Source organism: Methylobacterium sp. J-001 (assembly GCF_022829565.1).
GTDB lineage: Bacteria > Pseudomonadota > Alphaproteobacteria > Rhizobiales > Beijerinckiaceae > Methylobacterium.
The window spans coordinates 34,983-51,830 of sequence record NZ_JAKSYN010000051.1 but is presented as its reverse complement, the minus strand read 5'-3'; the positions used below and the strand labels follow the sequence as shown (position 1 = coordinate 51,830).

At 69.4% G+C, this 16,848-nt stretch carries 20 protein-coding genes; 6 read left to right on the top strand and 14 right to left on the bottom strand.

Going from position 1 to position 16,848, the window contains the following annotated elements:
- Positions 1 to 48: 48 nt before the first annotated feature.
- From MKK65_RS05345 to MKK65_RS05280, 14 genes are all read right to left on the bottom strand, one after another.
- Positions 49 to 1,281, bottom strand: coding sequence for a divergent polysaccharide deacetylase family protein (locus MKK65_RS05345; protein WP_243956070.1), 1,233 nt, complete (start codon positions 1,279 to 1,281; stop codon positions 49 to 51).
- Between the two features lie 175 nt (positions 1,282 to 1,456).
- Positions 1,457 to 2,797: a S41 family peptidase gene (locus MKK65_RS05340; RefSeq protein WP_058190183.1), complete on the bottom strand. Its 1,341-nt coding sequence runs from the start codon at positions 2,795 to 2,797 to the stop codon at positions 1,457 to 1,459.
- Positions 2,797 to 4,104, bottom strand: a complete 1,308-nt coding sequence (locus MKK65_RS05335; RefSeq protein WP_243956068.1) for a murein hydrolase activator EnvC family protein — start codon at positions 4,102 to 4,104, stop codon at positions 2,797 to 2,799. The genes MKK65_RS05340 and MKK65_RS05335 overlap by 1 nt, the downstream gene beginning before the upstream one ends.
- Positions 4,105 to 4,167: 63 nt before the next feature.
- On the bottom strand, positions 4,168 to 4,662 hold the full coding sequence (rlmH, locus tag MKK65_RS05330; protein ID WP_058190185.1) for a 23S rRNA (pseudouridine(1915)-N(3))-methyltransferase RlmH: 495 nt from the start codon (positions 4,660 to 4,662) through the stop codon (positions 4,168 to 4,170).
- 153 nt (positions 4,663 to 4,815) lie between these two features.
- Positions 4,816 to 5,166: a ribosome silencing factor gene (gene rsfS / locus MKK65_RS05325; protein WP_243956066.1), complete on the bottom strand. Its 351-nt coding sequence runs from the start codon at positions 5,164 to 5,166 to the stop codon at positions 4,816 to 4,818.
- Positions 5,167 to 5,334: 168 nt separating this feature from the next.
- On the bottom strand, positions 5,335 to 5,937 hold the full coding sequence (locus tag MKK65_RS05320; protein WP_313902022.1) for a nicotinate-nucleotide adenylyltransferase: 603 nt from the start codon (positions 5,935 to 5,937) through the stop codon (positions 5,335 to 5,337).
- Positions 5,938 to 5,956: 19 nt separating this feature from the next.
- Positions 5,957 to 7,255 (bottom strand): glutamate-5-semialdehyde dehydrogenase, encoded by a 1,299-nt coding sequence (locus MKK65_RS05315; protein ID WP_243956064.1) that lies wholly within the window; start codon positions 7,253 to 7,255, stop codon positions 5,957 to 5,959.
- Between the two features lie 161 nt (positions 7,256 to 7,416).
- Positions 7,417 to 8,532: a glutamate 5-kinase gene (gene proB, locus MKK65_RS05310; protein ID WP_058190187.1), complete on the bottom strand. Its 1,116-nt coding sequence runs from the start codon at positions 8,530 to 8,532 to the stop codon at positions 7,417 to 7,419.
- A gap of 167 nt (positions 8,533 to 8,699) precedes the next feature.
- A complete protein-coding gene (gene obgE, locus MKK65_RS05305; protein WP_243956063.1) occupies positions 8,700 to 9,734 on the bottom strand; it encodes a GTPase ObgE in 1,035 nt (344 codons plus the stop codon).
- Positions 9,735 to 9,921: 187 nt separating this feature from the next.
- A complete protein-coding gene (locus MKK65_RS05300; RefSeq protein ID WP_243956061.1) occupies positions 9,922 to 10,518 on the bottom strand; it encodes a GNAT family N-acetyltransferase in 597 nt (198 codons plus the stop codon).
- Positions 10,519 to 10,703: 185 nt separating this feature from the next.
- The gene (gene rpmA, locus MKK65_RS05295; protein WP_058190190.1) at positions 10,704 to 10,970 is read right to left on the bottom strand and encodes a 50S ribosomal protein L27; all 267 of its coding nucleotides are present in this window, start codon (positions 10,968 to 10,970) and stop codon (positions 10,704 to 10,706) included.
- 64 nt (positions 10,971 to 11,034) lie between these two features.
- The gene (gene rplU, locus MKK65_RS05290) at positions 11,035 to 11,349 is read right to left on the bottom strand and encodes a 50S ribosomal protein L21 (protein WP_007568206.1); all 315 of its coding nucleotides are present in this window, start codon (positions 11,347 to 11,349) and stop codon (positions 11,035 to 11,037) included.
- 177 nt (positions 11,350 to 11,526) lie between these two features.
- Entirely contained in the window at positions 11,527 to 11,895 is a 369-nt protein-coding gene (locus MKK65_RS05285; RefSeq protein ID WP_243956059.1) for a hypothetical protein, read from the bottom strand.
- 176 nt (positions 11,896 to 12,071) lie between these two features.
- The gene (locus tag MKK65_RS05280; RefSeq protein ID WP_243956057.1) at positions 12,072 to 12,692 is read right to left on the bottom strand and encodes a YceI family protein; all 621 of its coding nucleotides are present in this window, start codon (positions 12,690 to 12,692) and stop codon (positions 12,072 to 12,074) included.
- A 153-nt stretch (positions 12,693 to 12,845) separates the two neighbouring features.
- Here MKK65_RS05280 and ruvA point away from each other — a divergent pair, with 153 nt between their 5' ends.
- The 6 genes from ruvA to MKK65_RS05250 all read left to right on the top strand — a co-directional run bounded on the left by ruvA (position 12,846) and on the right by MKK65_RS05250 (position 16,739).
- On the top strand, positions 12,846 to 13,463 hold the full coding sequence (ruvA, locus tag MKK65_RS05275; protein ID WP_058190193.1) for a Holliday junction branch migration protein RuvA: 618 nt from the start codon (positions 12,846 to 12,848) through the stop codon (positions 13,461 to 13,463).
- A 205-nt stretch (positions 13,464 to 13,668) separates the two neighbouring features.
- Positions 13,669 to 13,941 (top strand): bacterioferritin-associated ferredoxin, encoded by a 273-nt coding sequence (locus MKK65_RS05270; RefSeq protein ID WP_243956055.1) that lies wholly within the window; start codon positions 13,669 to 13,671, stop codon positions 13,939 to 13,941.
- Positions 13,942 to 13,985: 44 nt separating this feature from the next.
- On the top strand, positions 13,986 to 14,483 hold the full coding sequence (bfr, locus tag MKK65_RS05265; protein WP_058190194.1) for a bacterioferritin: 498 nt from the start codon (positions 13,986 to 13,988) through the stop codon (positions 14,481 to 14,483).
- Between the two features lie 148 nt (positions 14,484 to 14,631).
- Entirely contained in the window at positions 14,632 to 15,429 is a 798-nt protein-coding gene (dapB, locus tag MKK65_RS05260) for a 4-hydroxy-tetrahydrodipicolinate reductase (protein WP_243956053.1), read from the top strand.
- A gap of 26 nt (positions 15,430 to 15,455) precedes the next feature.
- Positions 15,456 to 16,094 (top strand): 2,3-bisphosphoglycerate-dependent phosphoglycerate mutase, encoded by a 639-nt coding sequence (locus tag MKK65_RS05255; RefSeq protein WP_243956045.1) that lies wholly within the window; start codon positions 15,456 to 15,458, stop codon positions 16,092 to 16,094.
- Positions 16,095 to 16,739 (top strand): alpha-ketoglutarate-dependent dioxygenase AlkB, encoded by a 645-nt coding sequence (locus MKK65_RS05250; protein WP_243956043.1) that lies wholly within the window; start codon positions 16,095 to 16,097, stop codon positions 16,737 to 16,739.
- Positions 16,740 to 16,848: the final 109 nt, after the last annotated feature.

Here is a 16,848-nt window from a genome sequence, read left to right as displayed (position 1 = left end):
CAAGTGGCGCGGCAACGGCACCGGCGCCGAAAGCCGCGCGGCGCCGGGTCAATTGGCGGTGCTGACCCGCTTCTCCACGGCGCCGCGCAGGGCGACGCTCGCCGGGACCAGGCGGATGCCCCGGGTGTCGAGGTCCCGGGCCCAGCGGGCGATCCGGTCGACGCTGAGGGCCGCGCCGCTGGCCGAGACGAGGGCGAACCCGGTGGCGCGGGCGCGGGCCTCGGCCTGGCTGAGCGCCGCGTCGATGGCGTCGGCGCGGGGTACCGCATCGAGGACGAGTTCCGCCCGGGCGACGGGCGTGCGGCCCTTGTTGGCGGGCGTCGGCTTCGGCCCGGTGCCGTCGTCGAGGAAGCCGAGGCCGCGGGTGCCGATCTCGCGCAGGATCGGCTCGAAGGCCGGGTCGGCCATCATCTTGGCGCCCATGAAGTTCGCCACGCCGACATAGCCGGGGAAGCGGGCGAGGGACCAGGCGAGGCGGTCGGCATTCTCCAGGCCCTTCAGGGCGGTGAGCAGCGTCTGCGGACCCGGATCGCTGTCGGGATAGTCGAACGGCTCCATGGGCAGCTGGAGGAAGATCTCGTGGCCGGCGTCGCGGGCGCGGGCGGCCGCGCGCTCCGCCTCGGCGCCGTAGGGCAGGAAGGCGAGGCTGACCGCGGCCGGCAGGCGCACGGTCGCGCCGGCGGTGGCGGCCTGGCCGACGCCGAGGCCGGTCACCAGGATCGCGATCCTCGGGCCGGTGCCGGGCTCCTCGGCCCGGGCATAGACGTCGAGGGCGCGGATACGGCCCTCGCCGAGCTTCGGCATCAAGCCGTGACGGCCCTGCTCGCTGATCCGCGGATCCGGCGCGGCGGCGAGCCGGGGCGCGCTGGCCGGCGGCACGCGGATCACCACGGCCTCGCTCGGACCCGAGCCCGGCGGACGCACCACCGTGACACCGGACGCGGTCTCGATCTCCTCGGCGCTGCGCTGCTGCGCGCCCCCCGCGTTGACGACCACCGCGCCCTGCGGCTCGGGTGCCGCCACCGGGGCGGGGGCCGGCCGGGCCCGAGGCTCGCGCATCGTGATCGCGACCTCCACGCGCGGCTCGCCGCCCTGGGGATCGCCCAGCGCGAGCACCAGCCCGCAGGCCGCGAGCAATCCGCCCGCGATCGCTCCCGCCGCCACCTTGGGCCGGCGTAAGGGCGCGACGAGGCGCGCGAACCGGCTGAGGGGCCGCTCCGGCGCTTGTGCCTCCGGCACCCCCAGGGGGCGCGTGAGGATATCGTCGGTGGGTTCGGTCAAGCGGCACTCGATGCGGATGCGCGTCTCACGCCCGATAGCAGCGGCGCGAATCCCAGCGATCATTGCCGGCCGGTATGGTTAATCTTCCGCTAACGGCTCGATCGGCCATGAAAAACCCTGCCCGGCAGGCCTGCCGGACGGGGTTCTTCTGGGACGCGGGTCGTGGATGACGAACTCAGTTCGGCAGGCTGGGCTTCTGCTGCTGCGGAGCCGGGGTGCCGTTGGCGGCGCCCTTCTGGATGCCGTGCAGGAAGTCGATCGCCGACAGGAGCTGCTTGTCCTTGGCCGGGTCCGGCGGGATGTAGGCGGAGGAGCCGCCGCGCTCGTCGGTATCCTTCTGCTTCAGGTGACCCTTGAGGCCGGCCTCACCCTTGGTCTCGTCCTTGCCCTTCAGCTCGTCGGGCACGTCCTGCAGCACCTCGATATCCGGCTCGATACCCTTCGCCTGGATCGAGCGGCCCGACGGCGTGTAGTAGCGCGCCGTGGTCAGCCGCAGGGCGCCCGAGCCGCCGAGCGGGATGATCGACTGGACGGAGCCCTTGCCGAAGGAGCGCGTGCCCATGATCGTCGCGCGCTTGTGATCCTGCAGGGCGCCGGCCACGATCTCCGAGGCCGAGGCCGAGCCGCCGTTGACCAGCACGACCACCGGCTTGCCCTTGGTCAGGTCGCCGGCCTTGGCCGAGAACCGCTGGGTCTCGTCCGGGTTGCGGCCGCGGGTGGAGACGATCTCGCCGCGGTCGAGGAAGCCGTCCGAGACCATCACGGCCTGGTCGAGCAGGCCGCCCGGGTTGTTGCGCAGGTCGACCACGTAGCCCTTGAGCTTGTCGGCGCCGATCTCGCCCGAGAGCTTCTCGATCGCCGCCCGCATGCCGTCGAAGGTCTGCTCGTTGAACTGGGTCAGGCGGATATAGGCGACGTCGCCGCCCTCGACCTTCGAGCGCACCGGCTTGATCTTGATCACGTCGCGGGTGAGCGTGACGTCGATCGGGTCCTTCGACTCCTTGCGGGAGATCTTGAGCTTCACGGCCGAGTTCACCGGGCCGCGCATCTTGTCGACCGCCTGGTTCAGGGTCAGGCCCTGGACCTGGTCGTCGTCGATCTGGGTGATGATGTCGTTGGCGAGCAGGCCCGCCTTGGCGGCCGGGGTGTCGTCGATCGGGGTGACGACCTTGATCAGGCCGTCCTCCATGGTGACCTCGATGCCCAGCCCGCCAAACTCGCCGCGGGTGGTGGTCTGCATGTCACGGAACGCCTTGGCGTCCATGTAGCTCGAATGCGGGTCGAGCGAGGTCAGCATGCCGTTGACGGCTGCCTCGATCATCTTCGACTCGTCCGGCTTCTCGACGTAGTCGGTGCGGACCTTCTCGAAAACGTCGCCGAACAGGCTGAGCTGGCGGTAGGTCTCGGCCGAAGCGGCGACCGCCCGCGGTCCCGACAGGAAGTCGGTCTGGGTCGCCACCATGGAGGTGCCGGCACCCAGGAAGGCGCCGAGCATGATCAGGGATGTCTTGCGCATCAGCCGCGAACCTTCTCGCCAAGTATCTTGTCACTGGGGCTCTTCGCCCACCACGGCTCCGGATCGACGGAGCCGCCATCCTTCTTGAACTCGACGTAGAGGGTCGGCTCGCCATCGGACCCGGGCGGGCCCGCGCTACCCTCGCCCATGCTGCCCACGGGTTCCCCCGCAAGAACGAACTGGCCGACCTCTACGCTAATCTGATCCATCCCCGCCAGCAGAAGATAGTAGCCATCGCCGGCGTTGATGATCAAGAGACGCCCATAGGACCGGAACGGCCCGGCGAACTGCACCCAGCCATCGGCCGGCGATGACACCAGCGCCTTCGGACGGGTCGTGAAGGAGACGCCGCGGGTGGTCCCGCCATTGCCATCGGGCTGGTTGAAGCCCCGCGCCAGCCGCCCGCTCACGGGCCGCGGCACTTCGCCCCGCGCCTCCGCGAAATGCACTTTGGGCGCGAGCCGCGCCGGATCCCGGAAGCCCGCCGCGGCGAAACGCTCCTGCGTCACCCGCGCCTCGCGCTCGGCCGCGGCCTTGGCCTCCTCGGCGGACCGCTTGGATGCTGCGACCTCCGCCTCGGTGCGGTCGAGCAGGTCCTTCAGGGATTTCGCCTGGGCGCCGAGCTCGGCGGCGCGCTTGCGCTCCGCGGTCAGGCCGCTCTCGACATCCGCCTGCCGGGCGCGACGGGCGGTGACGAGGGCCTGGAGGCGCTGCTGCTCGCGCGCCCAGCCGGCGAGGTCGTTGGCCAGCCCCTCCTTGTCCTGGGCGATCAGGCCGCGCAGGCGGATCATCTCGGCGAGATCGGCCGCCAGGGTGTCGACCTCGCCGCGCAGCTCGGGCACCACGGCGCCGAGCAGCATCGAGGTGCGGATCACCGCGAGCACGTCCTCCGGGCTGACCAGCACGGCCGGCGGCGGCCGACGGCCCATCCGCTGGAGCGCCGCCAGGATCTCGGCGACGATGCCCCGGCGGGCATGCAGCGAGCGCCGGATCGCGGCCTCGCTCTCGGTCATCGCCTTTAGGCGTTCCTCCAGGCGGCTCAGCCGATCCTCGGTGGCCTGCGCCTGGCGTCCGGCATCGAGGAGCGCGCTGTCGAGCTTGGCCCGGTCCGAGCCGATGGCGGCGATCTCGCTCTCGAACTGCGCCCGCTGGCCGGCGCTGGCGGCCAGCGCGTCCTGAACCCGCTTCAGGTTTTCGGCCCGCCGCTCGCGCTCCTCGGTGGTGCGTTGGATTTTTTCCGCGTCGGTATTGGGAGCCGGGTCCTCGGCCCGCGACGGCCCGGCCGCGCAGGCCAGGGCAATCAGCACAAGCGCGCATCGGGTTGAACGCTGTCGGACGGTACTGGCGAGGCGATCGAACCGCACGATGCCTCAGCCCGGCTCGCCGCGGTGATACGGGTGGCCGGCCAGGATGGTCAGGCTGCGATAGATCTGTTCCAGGGCGAGCACGCGAACGAGTCCGTGGGGCAGGGTGGCGGCCCCGAAGGACAGAATCAGCTCCGCCTTCGTCCGAATTGAGGCATCGAGGCCGTCAGGACCGCCGATCGCCACCATCAGGGCCGGCCGCCCGGCATCGCGCCAGCCGGCGACGCGTTCGGCCAGGGCCTCGCTGGCGATATCCGAGCGCCCGCGTTCGTCATAGGCCACCAGCACCCCGCCTGGCGGCAGATGTGCGAGCAGGGCGTTGGCCTCCTCGGCGCAGCGGTCTGGCGCCCGACGGGAGCGGGATTCGACGATCTCCACGCTGTCGCAGGCGGGAAAGCCGAGGCCGCGTCCGAGCTGCGCCGCCCGTTCGCGGTATCGTGACGCGAGCTCGCGCTCCGGGCCGGCCTTCAACCGGCCGATGGCTGCCAGGACGAGGCGCACGGGGGAGGGGTCTCTTGCTGTGTCGAGTCGGATGTTGCCTCACCGTCATTGCGAGCGCAGCGAAGCAACCCAGTGAGGCGATACATCCTGGGATCGCGCGCTGCCCTGGGTTGCTTCGCTACGCTCGCAATGACGGCTTGGGTCGGCGGACCGCTAGTCTGCCGCCAGGCCGACCGGGCGGTCAGCGCCCCACATCTTCTCGAGGTTGTAGAAGCCGCGCACTTCCGGGCGGAAGATGTGAACGAGCACGTCGCCCGCATCGATCAGCACCCAGTCGCAGGCCGGCATGCCCTCGACCCGGGCGTTGCCGTAGCCGCGGTTCTTCATTTCCTGGATGAACTTGTCGGCGATCGAGCCGACATGGCGCTGCGACCGGCCGGACGCGATGATCATCGTGTCGGCGAGGGAGGTCTTGCCCGCGAGGTCGATCGCGATCGTCTGCTCGGCCTTCATCTCGTCGAGGCACGAGAGAGCGAGCGCCTTCAGGTCGTCCGAGCGGGCCATCCCGGGCTCTTCCGGAACGGGGGTATTGGTGCGGATGGTCTCCGTGCGGATGGTCTCGGGCAGCGTCCTGATTCCTCGTGATGTCGCGCCGCCCTCTTCGGACACGCGAACCGATATGAAATTGGCGGTATCGGGCCGCGATTGCAACTGCGTCGCGTGCGGAGGGGCCTAAGCGCGGTGCCGGCCGTTGCGAATCTCGGTGGAGGACAGGGGCGATCGAGGCCCATGGAGGAAGACCCAGGCCGGCGGCCGTCGCATCGGCAGGGTGTGCGCGGCTGCCTCGGGCACCCGGGCTCCGGCGAGCCGTTGCGCGGCCCGGGCGCTCAGCGGCGTCATCGTGAAGCCGGGCCGATCGATGATGGCGATCGGAACCAGGGTGGCAATCTCGGCACATCCTTTCCAGCGGTGGAAATTCCCGAGCGAATCCGCCCCCATAATCCAGACGAACTGCACCCTGGGGCAGCGACGGGTCAGGTAGCGCAGGGTCTGCACCGTGAAGCGCACGCCCAACGCCGCCTCGATCCCGGTCACCGCGATGCGCGGGTGCCGGGCGATCTCCCGGGCCTGCGCGCAGCGCGCCTCCACGGAAGGCAGCGCGATCCGGCTCTTGAGCGGGTTGCCGGGGCTCACCAGCCACCACACCCGGTCGAGCCCGAGCCGGCGCAACGCCGTCACGGTGACGTGGCGGTGGCCATGATGGGCGGGGTTGAAGGATCCGCCGTAGAGGCCGATCCGCATGCCGGGGGCGCTCGGCGGCAGGGTCAGCCGCACGCCGGGACTTCGCGTGGGATCACGGGCGGATCTGGCCGCTGCCGTGGACCCGGTACTTGAAGGTGGTCAGCTGCTCGACGCCCACCGGGCCGCGGGCATGCATGCGGCCCGTGGCGATGCCGATCTCGGCGCCGAATCCGAACTCCCCGCCATCGGCGAACTGGGTCGAGGCGTTGTGAGTGACGATCGCCGAATCGACCTCCGCGAGGAAGCGTGTCGCTTCGGCGCGGTCGGCCGTGATGATCGCATCGGTGTGGTGCGAGCCGTAGGTCTCGATATGCTCGATCGCCGCATCGATGCCGTCGACCACCCGGGCCGCGATGATCGCATCGAGATATTCCGTGTGCCAGTCATCCTCCGAGACGGCCGTCACCCGGGGATCCACCGCCTGGACCTCGGCATCGCCGCGCACGGCGCAGCCGACATCGAGCAGGGTGCGGATCAGGGGCGCGAGATGGGTCGCCGCGCAGGCGCGGTCGACCAGCAGGGTCTCGGCGGCGCCGCAGACGCTGGTCCGGCGCATCTTGCTGTTGAGCAGCACGGCCAGCGCCATGTCGAGATCCGCCGCGGCGGCCACGTAGACGTGGTTGACGCCGTCGAGATGGGCGAAGACCGGCACCCGGGCCTCGGCCTGGACGCGCTCCACGAGGCCGCGCCCGCCCCGGGGCACGATCACGTCGACGCAGCCGTCGAGGCCGCCGAGCATCAGCCCGACCGCGGCGCGGTCCCGGGTCGGCACCAGCTGGATCGCGTCGGCGGGCAGGCCCGCCTCGGCCAAGCCCTCGCTCATTGCCTTGGCGATGGCCAGGGCGCTGCGGTGGCTGTCCGAGCCGGCGCGCAGGATCGCGGCGTTGCCGGCCTTGAGGCAGAGTGCTCCGGCATCCGCGGTGACGTTCGGCCGGCTCTCGAAGATGACGCCGATCACGCCGAGCGGCACGGCGATCCGCTCGATCAGCAGACCGTTCGGCCGCTCGATCGCAGCGAGCTGGCGCCCGACGGGATCGGCCAGGGAGCCGACCTTGTCGACGGAATCCGCGATGGCCGCGACCCGGCCGGCATCGAGGGCGAGCCGATCGACCAGAGCGGCGCTCTGCCCGGCCTGGCGGGCGGCGGCGACATCGCGGGCGTTCTCGCGCAGGATCTCCTCGGCATTCGCCCGCAGGCGCTCGGCGATGAACCGCAACGCCTGGTCCTTGGTCTGGGCCGAGGCGAGCGCCATGCGCCGGGCCGCGACACGCGCCCGACGGCCGATCGCTGCCATCTGCTCCGACAAGGTGTCGGCCGCGGCGAGATCCGATCTCAGGTTCAGGACGGGCACGCTGGCGTCCTCGATGTTCGAGGGCCGCAGAAGCCGGCCCGACAGGGGGTGAAGCTGTATTTGCACATCGGGCAATGGGCCTACAAGAGTGCTGGACAGCCGATCGCGATAGAGATCGCGTGAGCGACGACTGGATTTATAATGATCGGCGTCAATCCGATCTAGAACAATGCCAGATCATCCCGATGCACCATCCAGGCGCGGCCGGGATAGTTCAGCAGTTCGGGGATGCGCGCGCTCGGATGACCGATGATCAGCGCCGCCTCGGCGTTGTCGTAGGCCACGAGGCCGCGGCCGAGCACCCGCCCCTCGGGATCGCGGATCATCACGGCGTCGCCCCGGGAGAAGCTGCCCTCGATCGCCCGGACGCCCACCGGCAACAGGCTGGCGCCCCCCAGCAGGGCCTTGGCGGCGCCGGCATCGATGGTCAGCGTTCCCCGCGGCTCCAGGGAGCCGGCGATCCAGGTCTTGCGCGCCGCGGTGGGCGTGGAGCCGGAGAGGAACCAGGTGCAGCGCGCGCCCTCGCGCACCGCCTTCAGGGGGTTCTTGCCCCGCCCGTCCGCGATGACGAGGTGGGTGCCCCCGGACGCCGCGATCTTGGCGGCTTCCACCTTCGTGCGCATGCCGCCCCGGGACAGCTCCGAGGCCGGCCCGCCGGCCATCGCCTCGATCTCCGGGGTGATGCGCTCCACCACCGGCAGGTGGCGCGCCTCCGGGTCGGATTGGGGCGGCGCGGTATAGAGCCCGTCGATATCCGAGAACAGCACCAGCACGTCGGCGTCGATCATCGTGGCGACCCGGGCGGCGAGCCGGTCGTTGTCGCCGTAGCGAATCTCCGAGGTTGCCACCGTATCGTTCTCGTTGACCACCGGGACGGCGCGCATCTCCAAGAGCTTCAGCACGGTAGCCCGGGCGTTGAGGTAGCGGCGGCGCTCCTCGGTGTCCTGCGGGGTCACCAGGATCTGCCCCGCCACGATGCCGTGATGCCCGAGCGCCTCCGCCCAGTGCCGCGCCAGGGTGATCTGGCCGACCGAGGCCGCGCCCTGGCTCTCCTCCAGCCGCAAAATCCCGGGCGGCAGGCCGAGCACCGTCCGCCCCAGCGCGATGCTGCCCGAGGACACGACCAGCACGTCGACGCCCCGGCTATGCAACTCAGCGATGTCCTCGGCCAGAGCCGCCAACCAGGCATGGCGCAGCCGGCCGGCATTGCGATCGACCAGCAAGGCCGATCCGACCTTGATGACGACGCGGCGAAATTCTTCGAGGGCCGGGATCATAATTCTTCGCCGAGACTGGTGACGCGGTGCGGTTTGGACGAAGTCCGCGCGAATGAACAGCGTTTGGACGAAGCGCAATCCCGCGCGGAAATCGGCTGGCCGACGTCTCGTCCGGCCCGCCGACCGCGCGCCGCCGCCAGACTAGTGCCGGGTCGTCGCCCCGTGACTCACGGCTGCCAAGCCACCGCCGGCTGCGCCTCCGCGTCCGCCGCGGCGCTGGCGTCGATCTCGATCTGGATCGCACGCAGCGCCTCCGGGACACCCTTGCGGCTCGCCGAGGACAGGACCAGCGGCGCCCGGCCGGCGGCGCGCTTCAGCTTGGCGACCTGGCTCTTCAAGGTCTCGGCATCCAGCGCATCGGCCTTCGAGAGCGCGACGATTTCGGGCTTGTCGGCCAGGCCATTGCCGTAGGCCTCGATCTCGCCGCGGACCAGCTTGTAGGTCTTGCCGGCATGCTCGGTGGTGCCGTCGACGAGGTGGAGCAACACCCGGCAGCGCTCGACATGGGCCAGGAACTTGTCGCCCAGACCGACGCCCTCGTGGGCGCCCTCGATCAGGCCGGGAATGTCGGCGAGCACGAATTCGCGGTTGTCCGAGCGCACGACCCCCAGGCCCGGATGCAGAGTCGTGAACGGGTAGTCGGCGATCTTCGGCTTGGCCGCCGTGACGCTCGCCAGAAAGGTCGATTTGCCGGCATTCGGCAGGCCGACAAGGCCGGCATCGGCGATCAGCTTGAGGCGCAGCCAGATCCACATCTCCTGGCCTTCCAAGCCCGGATTGGCGTGTTTCGGGGCGCGGTTGGTGGAGGTGGTGAAGTAGGCGTTGCCGAAGCCGCCATTGCCGCCCTTGGCCAGCCGGATCTTCTGGCCGACCTCGGTGAGGTCGGCGATCAGGATTTCGCCATCCTCGGCGAAGATCTGCGTGCCGGCCGGCACCTTCAGCACCACGTCGGATCCGTTGGCGCCGTGGCAGTTCGAGCCCATGCCGTGCTCGCCCTTCTTGGCCTTGAAATGCTGCTGGTAGCGATAGTCGATCAGGGTGTTGAGGCCGTCGACGCATTCCACCCAGACATCGCCGCCGCGGCCACCATCGCCACCGTTCGGGCCGCCGAACTCGATGAATTTCTCGCGCCGGAACGCGACGCAGCCGGGACCGCCGTCACCGGAGCGGACATAGACTTTGGCTTCGTCGAGGAATTTCACGGCTTTATCCCTTTTCGAGCATCGTCCCGAATGCCGGATCCGAATCGATGCTCTAAGAATCTAGGTGGCATCGTGTTTTGCCGAAAGTCCGAAGCCCTTCGGGACGACGCGCTCGGATGCGGATCCGCGACCCGCACCGTCGTTCAGTTGGCGAGTACCGGCCATCGCCGACCTCGAAACCGCCTGCTCAGGCGGCTTCCGTCAATGCCGCCACAGCGGCGCGCGCCTGCCACCGCGCCCGATCCAAGTGGAACAGGTCCACGGGCAGGTCGCCGCCCCGGGCCGGGAACGGCTTCGTGGCGGTGCCGGTCCGCGCGAAACCGCAAGCCTCCAGCACGCGTCGGGAGGCCGGGTTCATGGTCCGCGCCGAGGAAGCAAGGTCCGTCCCGCCTGCATAGGCGAAGAAGGCATCGCATAGGGCGTGCACGGCCTCACGCATCAGGCCTGCGCCCCAATGAGGCTGGCCAAGCCAGTATCCGAGTTCCGGCGCGGCGGTGGTTCCGGGATGAATGCTGATCACGCCGATCAAGCTCGTCGGGGCCGAGCGCCGTGCCAGAGCCAGCGTCAGGGCAGCGCCAGCTGTGTTCTCGGCCCTGGCCTGCAGGACGAAGGTCTCCACCACGGCGGGTGGCAGCGGGTGGGGAACCCCGGCCAGCATCTCGGCAACGGAGCGGTCCCCCGCCAGCTTGAGGATCGCGTCCTTGTCCTTCGCCGTCGGCCAGCGCAGCCAGAGCCGACGCGTCTCGATCCGGAAAACGTCGTCGCGGGTGAGATCGGGGAACATCGTGCCCTCGCAGGGCGGCGCTCCCGGCTCCGGGGCACCGCCTCAAGACGACGAAGGGGAGGATGGTGCCCCATCCTCCCCGGTGTTCCGTCCGATCCGTCCCGTCAGGGGCTCGGCATCGACGTCTCCGGTCCGGTGTGGGACACCGGGCGGGACGCCAGCTTCGCCGCTCGGGCGCCCGCCTGTTATTCCGCGGCCAGGGCCAGCGGGGTTACGGCCACGAAGGCGCGCCCGCGGCGCGTCTCGAAGCGGACATGGCCCGGTACCAGCGCGAACAGCGTATGGTCCTTGCCCATGCCGACATTGCTGCCGGGATGCCATTTGGTGCCGCGCTGGCGCACGATGATGTTGCCCGGAATCACGGCTTCCGAGCCGAACTTCTTCACGCCGAGGCGCCGGCCTTCCGAATCGCGGCCGTTGCGGGACGAGCCGCCTGCTTTCTTGTGTGCCATGGGATCTGCTCCGAATGCGTGTGGGTCGCGCGGATCGCGGGTCTCGCCTGAGGCCCGCGCTCGATCACGCGGAAATGCCGGTGATGCGCACCACGGTGTGGTGCTGGCGGTGACCGCGCTTGCGGCGCGAGTTCTGGCGGCGGCGCTTCTTGAAGGCGATGACCTTCTTGTCGCGACCGTGGCTCACGATCTCGCCCGTGACGCTGATGCCCGACAGGGTCGGCGCACCGACCTGCGTCGCGCCCGCACCGTCGGCGAACAGGAGGACCTCACCGAAGGTCACGGTTTCACCGGCCTCGCCCGGCAGGGTGGCGATGGTGATGGTGTCGTTGGCGGCGACGCGGTACTGCTTGCCGCCCGTCTTGATGACTGCGAACATCGTTGCTCTCGTGTTCTCGAACGGCCTCCGGGGCGGCTGCCCCTGGACCGGCTTCTTGTTTGAAGTCATTGCACGGGCGGACCCGGACAACGCGAAACGCGCGGACCTCGTCGAGGAGGCCGCGCGCCAGGCTGGCTCAGTAGGGGCGGGGTGGCTTCGTGTCAATCCTGAACAGGGTCAGCGGATCGGCGCGCCGGTGGCGAGAATACCCTTGGCGACGCTACCCTGGGGGCCGAACGCGGCGAGCGCCTGCGCGCACCACGCCGCCCGCCCGTCGGCGGCGAGCTGCTGGCGAACCTCCGTGGCCCGTGTCCGCAGTTTCTCCTGCAGAACGGCTTCCTGCGCTGCCGCGACCTTGGTGGCGAGCCGCAGGGTCGTCAGCTGCCCGGCCTTCACCTGAACGCCCGGACAGGCCTGCTCGGCGATGATGGTGGTCGCCGCCGCCTCGGCATAATTGTCGAGCGGGGAGGGTGCGGGCGGCGCGGGCGTTTGCGCGGAGGCCGGACCCGCCAGCACCAGAACCCAGATCAGCCAAGCACCGCGCAACGCTCAACCTCCATGGCTACGATCGGCGCGCCACCCGCCACAGGTCCAGCCAGATCGGATGACCAGTCCGCAGCGCGGGCACGGCCCGCGCTGCCTATACCGGCTGGCGCGCCTGCGCCATCTCAACGCCTCTGCGATCGTGCCAAGCTGTCGGGCCGATACTCTGGCACGGGGTTCTAGGGGGCTGCCTTGAACTCGCCCTCGATGCGCAGGGACACCTCGTCGCCCAGCGCCGGCAGGAAGGCGTTCACGCCGAAATCCGAGCGCTTCACCACGGCGCGCCCGTCGAAGCCCACGGTGTAGCGCTGATCCACGGGGTGGATGCCAGCCTGGTTGAACGTGGCGTCGATCGCCAGAGGCCGGGTAACCCCGCGCAGGGTCAGGTCGCCGGTGATCCGCGCGGTGGTCGGGCTGGTCGGCTCCACTGCGGTGGCCGTGAAGGTGGCGGTCGGGAACTTGGCCGTGTCGAAGAAATCCGGCGCCGCCAGGTGTTCGTTCAGGCGCGCGCTGCCGGTGATGACGCCCCCGAGCGGCACGCTGACCTCCAGGCGACTCTTGTCTGGTGCCTTCGGGTCGAGGTCGAGCTTGCCGGTCAAGCCGCTGAACTGGCCGTAATAGGTCGAATAGCCGAGATGGCTCACCGACCACGTGACCTTGCCGTGATCCGGATCGAGGACGTAGGCGCCCGGCCGAACCTGGGTGGGGTCCTTGCTCGGCGCCGCCGCAGGCAAATCGTCCGCCGCCCAGGCGGGACCGAGGCACAGGAGGCCGATCATAGCGAGTATGGGCGCGCGCATGGTCGTTTCCCCGCTCGTTCGGCCGGCTTGGATCCCCATCTAAGCCTGGCCGTCGCGGCCCCCTGATTTCATGAAGTGTCTCCCGGCTCAAGCGTGTCTGGCGGAGGCGCCCGGGCTTCTATAGGCATCGCCCCGACAGCGGACGGGCACAGAATGATCGGCAAGCTCAGGGGCGTGGTGGATTCGTTCGGGGAGGATTTCGTGATCCTCGACGTTTCCGGCGTCGGCTACATCGCGCATTGCTCGGCGCGGACGCTCCAGCGCATGCCCAAAGTGGGCGAGCCGGCGGACCTGTCGATCGAGACCTACGTTCGCGAAGACATGATCCGGCTCTACGGCTTCCGCTCCGATGCCGAGCGGGAATGGTTCCGGCTGCTTCAGACCGTGCAGGGCGTGGGCTCGCGTGTGGCACTGGCAATCCTTTCGGTGCTGGAGCCCGACGCGCTCGCGAGCGCCATCGCCACCGGCGACAAGGGCACCATCAGTCGGGCGCCCGGCGTAGGGCCGCGGCTCGCGGCACGGCTCACTGCCGAGCTGAAGGACAAGGCGCCGGCCTTCGCGCCGGTGGACCCGGCCCTGATTGCGCTCACCGGAGCCGTGGAAGAGGGCGCCGCGCCTCAGCCGGTGGCCGACGCGATCTCGGCGCTGGTCAATCTCGGCTATCCCCAGGTGCAAGCCGCCTCCGCCATCGCGGCGGCGCTCAAAGGGGCCGGGGAAGGGGCCGAGGCCAAGGTGTTGATTCGACTTGGGCTACGCGAACTCGCCCGCTGAGCAGACAGACTGACGAGCCGACGAGCCAATCGTGGCCCTGTAAATCGCGCTGCCTTGACCCAGGCCGGCTTGGGTGCCATTTCCCCGATGACCAGTAAGACGTTGAAAAGTCTTCTAGTTTTCAGTCGTTCTAATCTGGTGGGTCCGAATTGCCTTGCCCGACAGGTTCGGGTCGGGCTCGAGGAAGACGGGTTCTGCAGCGCGCATGATCGTCTGTTCTTGCAACGTCCTGTCCGATGGCGCTGTTCGCAGCTGCCTGTCGCCCGGCCCGGGTTGTCCCCGCACGCCGGCGCAGGTCTATGCCTGTCTCGGCTGCAGCCCGAAATGCGGACGCTGCGCCAGGACCATCCGGGAAATCATGCGCGACGCGCTGAGAGAAGCCTCAGCCGATCAGGGCAGCCATGAATGCTCCACGACTTGCGCCAGCGCTTGCAGTTTGGTTCTGTTCCAAACTGCGGAGGATGGGATCACGGCGTGACGCCAATGCCTCCCCGCTAGAATAGTTGTAAGGAGTACGGGGGCATGAAGGGCGACACCAAGGTCATCGAGTACCTGAATCGCGGCCTAAAGAGCGAGCTGACTGCAGTTAGTCAGTATTGGCTGCACTTCCGGATGCTCAATGACTGGGGATATATCGATCTTGCCAAGTTCTGGCGCAAGGAATCGATCGAGGAAATGAATCATGCCGACCGGTTCGTCGACCGGATCCTATTCCTCGACGGCTTCCCGAACCTGCAGGAGCTGGAGCCGCTGCGAATCGGCCAAAATGTGCAAGAGATCATCGAGTGCGACCTCGCCGCCGAGAATGGCGCGCGTAGCCTGTATCTCGAAGCCGCGAAGTACTGCGAATCGATCAATGATCGTGTCTCCGAGCGCCTGTTCGAGGATCTCGCCGAGGACGAGGAAGGCCATATCGACTTCCTCGAGACCCAGCTCGAGTTGATCAAGCAGATCGGCCTGCCGCTCTACGCACAGAAGCATATCGGCGGCCTCGAAGCGATCGCCCCCGAGAAGGACTAAGCTTATAGCGGGCTTCCGCGCCGGGCTCCTCAAGAGACGACGCGGAAGCTTGCGATCGGGACCATCCCCAACAGATGGTCCGGCCCATTGATGCGGCGCCTGACATCGATCAGGCTCGCCGGGGACGGAACGACATAGGACAACGTGAATGCGGCTCGTGGTGGTCGGCGCTGACGGGCGCATGGGGCGGATGCTGGTGCGGGCGGTGGCCCAAGCCGAGGGCTGCACGCTAGCGGCAGCGATCGAGCGCGAGGGCTCGCCGGTTCTCGGGCAGGATGCCGGCGTGCTGGCTGGGCTTCCGCCCCTCGACGTTCCGGTCACCGATGACCCGCTGAAGGCCTTCGCCACCGCCGACGGCGTGCTGGACTTCACCGCCCCCGCCGCCACCGTGCAATTCGCCGAGCTGGCCGCCCAGGCCCGCATCGTCCACGTGGTCGGCACGACCGGCCTTTCGGAGGACGATCTCGCCAAGCTCAAGGCGGCTTCCTACCATGCCCGCATCGTGCGCTCCGGCAACATGTCGCTCGGCATCAATCTGATGGCTGAGCTGGTGCGCCGGGTCGCCAAAGCGCTGGGCGACGAGTTCGACATCGAGATCGCCGAAATGCACCACCGCATGAAGGTCGATGCGCCGTCCGGCACCGCGCTGCTGCTCGGCGAGGCCGCTGCGGAGGGGCGCGGCGTCGACCTGAAAGACGTGCGGGTCTCGACCCGGGACGGGCATACCGGCGCGCGCCGGCCGGGCGATATCGGTTTCGCCACCCTCCGGGGCGGATCCGTCGTCGGGGATCACAGCGTGATCTTCGCCGGTGCCGGCGAGACCCTGACCATCAGCCATCACGCCGCCGATCGCGGACTGTTCGCCGCTGGGGCCGTGAAGGCCGCGCTGTGGGCTCATCCGAAGCCGCCGGGGCTCTATTCCATGGCGGACGTGCTCGGGTTTTAGACCATCATCGAGGGTACGATCTGCCGATGGAGCGCCTGCTCGTCCTCGCTCGCCATGGCCAGAGCGAGTGGAACCTCAAGAACCTGTTCACCGGTTGGCGCGACCCCGGACTCACCGAGCGCGGCGTCGACGAGGCGCGGGCGGCCGGCCGCGCCCTTAGGCGCGCGGGCTACGGGTTCGACATCGCCTTCACCTCCGAGCTTGTCCGGGCGCAGCGCACCTGCGCGCTGATGCTGGAGGAGATGGGTCTTTCGGATCTCGAAGTCGTGCGGTCGCAGGCGCTGAACGAGCGCGATTATGGCGACCTTGCCGGGCTCAACAAGGACGATGCCCGCGCCCGGTGGGGCGAGGAACAGGTGCATCTCTGGCGCCGCTCCTACGACGTGCGGCCGCCCGGGGGAGAGAGCCTCAAGGACACCGCCGCCCGCGTCCTGCCCTACTACATCGAGACCATCCTGCCCCGGGTGATGGCCGGGCAGCGCGTGCTGGTGGCGGCCCACGGCAACTCGCTGCGCTCTTTGGTGATGGTGCTCGACCACCTGGGTCCGGACACCATCGCCGGCCTGGAGATCAAGACCGGTGTGCCGCTGGTCTACCGGCTCGCCGCCGACACCACAGTCGCCGCGAAGGAAATCCTGGCCCGCAACGGCGAAGCGGGCCGCTGATTGGCAACCGAACTCGCACCGGGACTGATCCACCATCCGGGCTTCCTGAATGCGGCGGCCCGCGCGCGGCTCGCCGCCGAGGTCGCTGCCGTGCTCGCGTCCGCGTCGCCCGTCACCCCGTGCATGCCCCGCACGGGGAAGCCGTTCACGGTGCGGATGTCGAATGCCGGTGCGCTCGGCTGGGTCTCCGACCGGAGCGGCTACCGCTACCAGCCGGACCATCCCGAGACCGGTGAACCGTGGCCCGCGATCCCGCCCGCCGCCAAGGCGGCCTGGGACGCGCTGGCCGCTTTTCCGGCGCCGCCCGAAGCCTGCCTGATCAATCTCTACGCCCCGGATGCCCGCATGGGCCTGCATCAGGACCGCGACGAGGCCGACTTCTCGGCCCCGGTCGTCTCCCTGTCGCTGGGCGCTGCAGCCCTGTTCCGCTACGGCGGCCTTCGACGCTCCGACCCGACCCGCTCGGTGCGACTTCTACCGGGTGACGCCCTGGTGATCGGCGGCGCCTCGCGTCTGATCCATCACGGGGTCGACCGCCTCTACCCGGAGAACGACCTCCTCGCCGAGAACCCCCTGCCATGCTTCCTGCCGGTCGGTGGCCGCTGCAACCTGACGCTGCGCCGGGTCAGCGCCCCTGTGGTGTGAGCGCCGGATAGCGGAACTCCCGATCTCCTGATCTCACAAGCGCTTGACAGCGGAAGCCGGCCGTCGGACCCATCGCACGAGGCGAGGCCGAATGGGCCTCGGTCCGAGG

Bases quoted from the DNA above. Each gene is read 5' to 3' on its own strand.
- MKK65_RS05270 (WP_243956055.1), top strand. From the start codon at position 13,669: ATGATCGTCTGTTCTTGCAACGTCCTGTCCGATGGCGCTGTTCGCAGC.
- rpmA (WP_058190190.1), bottom strand. From the start codon at position 10,970: ATGGCACACAAGAAAGCAGGCGGCTCGTCCCGCAACGGCCGCGATTCG.
- MKK65_RS05300 (WP_243956061.1), bottom strand. From the start codon at position 10,518: ATGTTCCCCGATCTCACCCGCGACGACGTTTTCCGGATCGAGACGCGT.
- bfr (WP_058190194.1), top strand. From the start codon at position 13,986: ATGAAGGGCGACACCAAGGTCATCGAGTACCTGAATCGCGGCCTAAAG.
- rplU (WP_007568206.1), bottom strand. From the start codon at position 11,349: ATGTTCGCAGTCATCAAGACGGGCGGCAAGCAGTACCGCGTCGCCGCC.
- ruvA (WP_058190193.1), top strand. From the start codon at position 12,846: ATGATCGGCAAGCTCAGGGGCGTGGTGGATTCGTTCGGGGAGGATTTC.
- MKK65_RS05340 (WP_058190183.1), bottom strand. From the start codon at position 2,797: ATGCGCAAGACATCCCTGATCATGCTCGGCGCCTTCCTGGGTGCCGGC.
- MKK65_RS05255 (WP_243956045.1), top strand. From the start codon at position 15,456: ATGGAGCGCCTGCTCGTCCTCGCTCGCCATGGCCAGAGCGAGTGGAAC.
- rsfS (WP_243956066.1), bottom strand. From the start codon at position 5,166: ATGGCCCGCTCGGACGACCTGAAGGCGCTCGCTCTCTCGTGCCTCGAC.
- MKK65_RS05280 (WP_243956057.1), bottom strand. From the start codon at position 12,692: ATGCGCGCGCCCATACTCGCTATGATCGGCCTCCTGTGCCTCGGTCCC.
- proB (WP_058190187.1), bottom strand. From the start codon at position 8,532: ATGATCCCGGCCCTCGAAGAATTTCGCCGCGTCGTCATCAAGGTCGGA.
- dapB (WP_243956053.1), top strand. From the start codon at position 14,632: ATGCGGCTCGTGGTGGTCGGCGCTGACGGGCGCATGGGGCGGATGCTG.